Annotated in this window: 6 protein-coding genes; 5 read left to right on the top strand and 1 reads right to left on the bottom strand. The window is 72.9% G+C overall.

Going from position 1 to position 5942, the window contains the following annotated elements; genetic code table 11:
- The first annotated feature begins 130 nt into the window (after positions 1 to 130).
- The 3 genes from ACFXGA_RS34425 to ACFXGA_RS34415 all read left to right on the top strand — a co-directional run bounded on the left by ACFXGA_RS34425 (position 131) and on the right by ACFXGA_RS34415 (position 1738).
- Positions 131 to 304 (top strand): hypothetical protein, encoded by a 174-nt coding sequence (locus tag ACFXGA_RS34425; protein WP_378095326.1) that lies wholly within the window; start codon positions 131 to 133, stop codon positions 302 to 304.
- Positions 301 to 801: an SRPBCC family protein gene (locus ACFXGA_RS34420; protein ID WP_378095324.1), complete on the top strand. Its 501-nt coding sequence runs from the start codon at positions 301 to 303 to the stop codon at positions 799 to 801. The genes ACFXGA_RS34425 and ACFXGA_RS34420 overlap by 4 nt, the downstream gene beginning before the upstream one ends.
- Before the next feature lie 496 nt (positions 802 to 1297).
- Positions 1298 to 1738 (top strand): STAS domain-containing protein, encoded by a 441-nt coding sequence (locus ACFXGA_RS34415; RefSeq protein WP_378095322.1) that lies wholly within the window; start codon positions 1298 to 1300, stop codon positions 1736 to 1738.
- A gap of 481 nt (positions 1739 to 2219) precedes the next feature.
- Here ACFXGA_RS34415 and ACFXGA_RS34410 read toward each other — a convergent pair whose 3' ends face one another.
- The gene (locus ACFXGA_RS34410; protein WP_378095320.1) at positions 2220 to 2927 is read right to left on the bottom strand and encodes a hypothetical protein; all 708 of its coding nucleotides are present in this window, start codon (positions 2925 to 2927) and stop codon (positions 2220 to 2222) included.
- Positions 2928 to 3076: 149 nt separating this feature from the next.
- Between ACFXGA_RS34410 and ACFXGA_RS34405 the strand changes: the two genes are divergently transcribed.
- Positions 3077 to 3469 (top strand): GNAT family N-acetyltransferase, encoded by a 393-nt coding sequence (locus ACFXGA_RS34405; protein ID WP_378095318.1) that lies wholly within the window; start codon positions 3077 to 3079, stop codon positions 3467 to 3469.
- A 75-nt stretch (positions 3470 to 3544) separates the two neighbouring features.
- Complete coding sequence (locus ACFXGA_RS34400; protein ID WP_378095316.1) at positions 3545 to 5815, top strand: catalase; 2271 nt, start codon at positions 3545 to 3547, stop codon at positions 5813 to 5815.
- The last annotated feature ends 127 nt before the right edge of the window (positions 5816 to 5942 follow it).

Genomic DNA, 5942 nt, shown 5'->3' with positions numbered 1-5942 from the left:
GTCTCCTATCCCCCCCGAACCGCTCTCCGCCCACCCCCGTTTCCACCCCCCCCCCGCGCCCGCCGACCCCCCGCGCCCGGGTACCGGCACCGGGCCGAGCGTGACCCGGCCGCTTGGCACCGGGCCGAGCGTGACCCGACCGGTCGGCACCGGGGCGGCCGAGGGGGAACCGGGTCGAGCCGGGGCCGGCGGCGGCGCGGAGCGGCCCCGTGGGTGGGCGCACCACCTCGACGCGCTGGAGACCGAGGTCTACCGCACCCGGCGGGAACGCCGAGCCGACGAACCGAAGGAGAACACGGCATGACCCCGATCCCCACCGGCCGCCTGATCCGCACGGAAGCGGGCAGCGACCTGGTGCTCACCCGGACGTTCCGCGCCCTCGCCGACGACGTGTGGGCGAGCCTGACCGAGCCGGAGCGCACCGCGAGGTGGTTCGGCCCGTGGGAAGGCGACGCCGCGCCCGGCCGCACGGTGAAGGTGCAGATGCTGTTCGAGGAGCAGGAGCCGTGGATGGAACTGCGCATCGACGCCTGCGACCCGCCCCGGCGGCTGGCGTTGTCCATGGTGGACGAGGCGGGCACCTGGCGGCTCGAACTGCTCCTGTCCGAAGTGGACGGCGACACCGAGTTGCGGCTGGTGCACCACCTGTCGACCGAGGAGGGCATCGGCGAGGTCGGGCCGGGCTGGGAGTACTACCTGGACATGCTGGTCGCGTCACGCTCCGGCACGCCGCTGCCGTCGTTCGACGACTACTACCCCTCGCAGAAGGTCTACTTCGAGGGCCTGGCCACCGGCGACTGACGCGGTCCGCCGCCCTCGCCGGCGCTGCCGAGGGCGTTCAGCCGGTCCGGTCGGCGTGGGCCGGCAGCCGACGTCGGCACCGGTTCCTGCACGAGGCCGCGGTGCGTCGGACGGACATCGTGCAGGGTCGGGTGGGATGTGTCGGCGGGTGGTCGAGCGGCGGCCCGGGGCGCGCCGGTGGGCCATCGCTCCGCCGCGCCGGGTGGAACGCGAGTGGTTCTCGGAAGGCGGCACGTGCAGGTGGCCGGTGGCGGTGTCCACCGGCTCGCCATCTCGACGCGTCGTGTGATGGCCTCGCCGGCTGCTTCTTAACCGGCGAGACCACCGGGGAGGGGCTGCGCCGTCCCCCAATCCATGGAAATGCCGTCGTGGCGCGGCGGCAACCGGGGCGGGGTGTGAGCTGCTGCGGATTTCGGCAGGTGCGGGTACGGTCGTGGGACGCAGCCGGTTGAGCCAGCAGCCACTGCCTTCTTCGACCTCGAGGAGGCTGCGGGCCTTGAGAACAGAACCGTTCGGCCGCCCGTTCCGGGTGGAACGTCACGTGCACGGCTATGCCGTCGTGGTGCGCGTCGCCGGTGAGGTGGACGCGTTGACGGTCCGCGAGCTGGCACAGGAGATCGCGGTCAGCCTGGCCCTGGCCACCCCGCCCGCACCGGTCGTGGTGGACCTGACCGGGGTCGACTTCTTCGCCGCCGCCGGCCTGAACGAACTCCACCGGGGCCACCGCGCGGCCCTCGCGGCCGGCGTGCAACTGCGCGTCGTCGCCGCCCACCGGCACGTCCTGCGACCGTTGGAGATCAGCGGCCTGGCCCGCGAGATCGCCCCGTGCGCCACCCTCGCCGAGGCGCTGATCGTGAACTTCCGGCCCCGTGCCGGCTCGTTCACCACGCCGGTCCGCTCCCTGACCACCGTTCATGCCGAAGGCCGAGCCCGGTAAGCGGCCCGACCCGGCCGAGGACGAGACCGGTGTGAGCCAACGAAGTCCGCGCCGGGGCGACGGATCGTTTTGGGAGCGGTTCCAGTCGCCGGTGCGTTCGTCGGTGACGAGGACGGAGCGGTGGGGCACCACTCGTGTCGGGCTCGGCGGCGACGGGGCTTGCGCCGGCATCGGGCTGACGGTCGACCCGTGCCGGTCTGGTCGCCGGAACCCGATGCCGGCCGTGACCCCTGGGGAAGTGGGCGCGGTCGTTGACGTTGCCGCCGGTCGGCACGACCGACAGCGGAAGGATTGTCGCGCCCGAGGGGGCAGCGGCTCGATCGCCCGCCACTGCTCGTCGGTCAACTCGTGCCTGCGCACCACAACCCAAGATCACAAGCGGACCGCGCACTCAGTCTGAGCAGAGGCCCTATGGCTCGGCGGCCGGGACGCGTTGCCGGGCGGATCGTCGGTTGGTCGGGTCGTGCGGGTTGGGGTTCGGTCAGCCCAGGGTGCTCACGTAGGCCAGCGCGGCGAGGGCGGGGACGGTGGTGGCGGTCAGCAGGATCGCGTTGCGGGTTGGTGGTGGTCCGGTTCGGAGTAGTTGCACGCCGCTCGGGATCAGGGCGACGCAGAGGCCGGTCACGGCGATCACGGACGTGATCTCGGTGCCCTTCAGCACGCCCAGTGGCAGCGCGCAGGTCGCGGCGAGCGCCACGGCGCGGACCCGGCCCAGGGCGCCGGTCCGGTACGCGGCGTAGGCCAGCACCGGCCAGCCGGCCACGATGGTGAACGACAGGAAGCTGAACAGGTGTAACTCCTGGTACGACGCGCTCACCAGCTCGGTCGCCCTGGCCACGCCCTCCCGGCGCACCAGACCGTGCGCGGCCTGGTCGATGCCCGCGTGGAACGTGCGCTCGAACAGGCCCACCACCACGAGCGTGGCGGCCCAGGAGGCGAGCACCGGTCTGGATCTCCCGATCCGGTGGGCGAGCGTGATCACGGCGAACGCCAGCAGCACGTTCCCGGCCGTCACCGCCGTGTGCGCGGCCGTCATCAGGGCCGGGTCCGACGCCACGGCCGCCAACTGCCGGGGGAAGGAGAAGTCGAACGGCCGGCGCAAGAGCGTGCCCGCCAGCAGGAGCAGCGGACCGAGGATCAGCGTGCCCGCGCCGATCCAGCGGCCCGGGAAGGTGTGGTGGTGGGTCATGGGGGAGACGGTCGCATTCGTCAGGCCCCGGGGGATCGGCCTGGGGTCCGGCGTTGGGGGTCGGACCGGGGTCCGATGCCGGACGGGTGAACCGGCGCACCCCACGAAATGCCCGGGACTGCGGTGGGAAGCCTCCGTAGGCTTTCCCGATGATCAGCTACGAGTGGCGCGGCCGGTTCGACAACGCCGAGGTCAACGCACTGCACGCGGAAGGCTTCGACCACCGACCCCTGGACGACGACTGGTGGGGTCAGGTCACCCGGCACAGCGTGGGCTGGGTCACGGCCCGTCGCGGCGACGACCTGATCGGGTTCGTCAACGTCGCCTGGGACGGCGCGATCCACGCCTTCATCCTCGACACCCTCGTCACCGCGGCCGAACGCGGGCAGGGCGTCGGGCAACGCCTGGTCGCCGCGGCGGCGGAAGGCGCACGGGCCGCCGGGTGCGAGTGGCTGCACGTCGACTACGACGACCACCTCGAACCGTTCTACTCCGACGCCTGCGGCTTCCGGCCGACCAAGGCGGGCCTGCTCGCCCTCTGACACCCGACGGAGGTTCCGGCGTGTAGGTCGTCCCGACGTGGGTAGTCGGCGTGGGACTGCCTACGAGGAGGAGAAGTGGACGCGTTCAAGCCGGCCAAGGCTGTGAAGGAAGCGCTCGACAAAGCCGTGGAGAAGGTGGCCGACCTGGTCACCCCGCCGGTGCCGGGCACGCCGGGCAGCGCCCCGCCCCCGCTGGACCCGCCGGACGAGCCGCAGGGACCGCTGCCGCGCAAACCCGACCAGGCCTCCCCGCAGACCCGGACCGCGACCGGCGCGGAGACCGGCGCCGCGGCCGACGTCCGGGAACAACAGGGCGAATACCTCACCACGTCGACCGGCACGCGCCTGTACGACACCGACCACTCGCTCAAGGCCGGGTCGCGCGGCCCCACGCTCCTCCAGGACCACCACCTGCGCGAGAAGATCACCCACTTCGACCACGAACGCATCCCCGAACGAGTGGTGCACGCGCGCGGCGCGGCCGTGCACGGCGTCTTCGTCGGCTACGGCACCGCCGCGCAGGTGTGCAAGGCCGCCTTCCTCCAGGAGGGCGTGACCACGCCGGTCTTCACCCGGTTCTCCACCGTGGTGGGCTCCCGCGGCTCGGCCGACACGGTGCGTGACACCCGGGGTTTCGCCACGAAGTTCTACACCTCCGAGGGCAACTTCGACCTGGTGGCCAACAACATCCCGGTGTTCTTCATCCAGGACGGCATCAAGTTCCCCGACATCATCCACGCCGCCAAGCCGCACCCCGACCGGGAGATCCCGCAGGCCCAGAGCGCGCACGACACGTTCTGGGACTTCGTCTCCACCCACACCGAGGCCACGCACCACGTGATGTGGCACATGTCCGACCGGGGCGTGCCCCGGTCCTACCGGACGATGGAGGGCTTCGGCGTCCACACGTTCCGGCTGGTCAACGCCGAAGGCCGGTCCACGCTGGCCAAGTTCCACTGGAAGCCGAAGCTCGGCGTGCACTCCCTGCTGTGGGAGGAGGCGCAGATGATCGCGGGCGTCGACCCGGACTTCCACCGGCGCGACCTGTTCGACGCGATCGAGTCCGGCGCGTTCCCGCAGTGGGAGCTGGGCATCCAGGTCTTCCCGGACACCCCGGAGCAGACGTTCGAGGGCATCGACCTGCTCGACTCGACCAAGATCGTGCCCGAGGAGCTGGCCCCGGTGCAGCCGATCGGCATGCTCACGCTCAACCGCAACACGACCAACTTCTTCGCCGAGACCGAGCAGGTCGCCTTCCACGTCGGCCACCTGCCGCCGGGCATCGACGTCACCGACGACCCGCTGTTGCACGCGCGCCTGTTCTCCTACATCGACACGCAGCTCAGCAGGCTGGGCGGCCCCAACTTCAACCAGATCCCGATCAACCGGCCGCACGCCCCGGTCAACGACATGCTGCGCGACGGCTTCCACCAGCACGCCGTGCACAGCGGCGTGGCCCCGTACAAGCCGAACACCCTCGACGGCGGCTGCCCGTTCATGGCGAGCCCGGAGACCGGCGCGTTCGTGGAGTTCCCGCAGCCGGTGGCCGAGGGGGTCAAGGAGCGGCGCGCGCCCGCGTCGTTCGCCGACCACTACAGCCAGCCGCGCATGTTCTACCGGAGCCTGAGCCCGGTGGAGAAGGAGCACCTGATCCGGGCGTTCACCTTCGAGCTGGGCAAGTGCTACGAGCAGGCGATCAAGGAACGCGAGCTGCGCGTGCTCGCCAACGTGGACGCCGAGCTGTGCGCCCGGGTCGCCGCCGGCCTCGGCCTGCCCGCCCCCGAGCCGACCGAGCAGGTCGCCGACCTGCCGCCCAGCCCGGCGGTGTCGCAGCTCGGGCAGGTGTGGCCGCCGGACGGGCGGCTGATCGGCATCGTGGTGGACGCGGACGACCCGGCGAGCCTGGACGGCCTGCACACCCTGCGCCAGACGATCAGCGCGGGCGGCATGGTGCCGCTGGTCATCGCCGCCCGCGGCGGAGTGCTGGAGGACGGGCTCGTGGCGCAGCGGACGTTCCTGACCGCCCGCTCGGTCGAGTTCGACGCCCTGCTGCTGGCCGCCGCGCCGCCGCCCGGCCCGGACGCGCTGCCGCACCGCGACGCCAAGGCGGGCGCGCCGTCGGCCACCGTCGACCCGCGGGTCGTGCTGATGGTCCAGGAGTGCTACCGGCACGCCAAGGCGATCGGCGTGTGGGGCAACGGCGAGGCCGCCCTGGTGGAGGCCGGCGTCGCGCCCGGCGAGCCCGGCGTCGTCGTGGGCCAGACCCCGGCGGACGTGTTCGGCGAGGTCGCGACCCTGCTGGGCACGCACCGGGTCTGGGACCGGTTCCCGGTCTCCGTCGCCTGAGCGCGGCCGAGGGGGGGGGGGGGGCGGGGGGGGCGGGGGGGGGGGGCCGCCGGGGGGGGGGGGGCCCCCCCGCGCGCGGCGGCGCCCGCGCGCGGGCGCCGGCGCGGGCCCCCCCCCCCCCCCCCCC

Origin of the sequence: Actinosynnema sp. NPDC059335 (genome assembly GCF_042752395.1) — a bacterium.
Taxonomy (GTDB): Bacteria; Actinomycetota; Actinomycetes; order Mycobacteriales; family Pseudonocardiaceae; genus Actinosynnema.
Note: the sequence above shows the minus strand (reverse complement) of the source record. Positions and strands in the feature narration are given on the sequence as shown.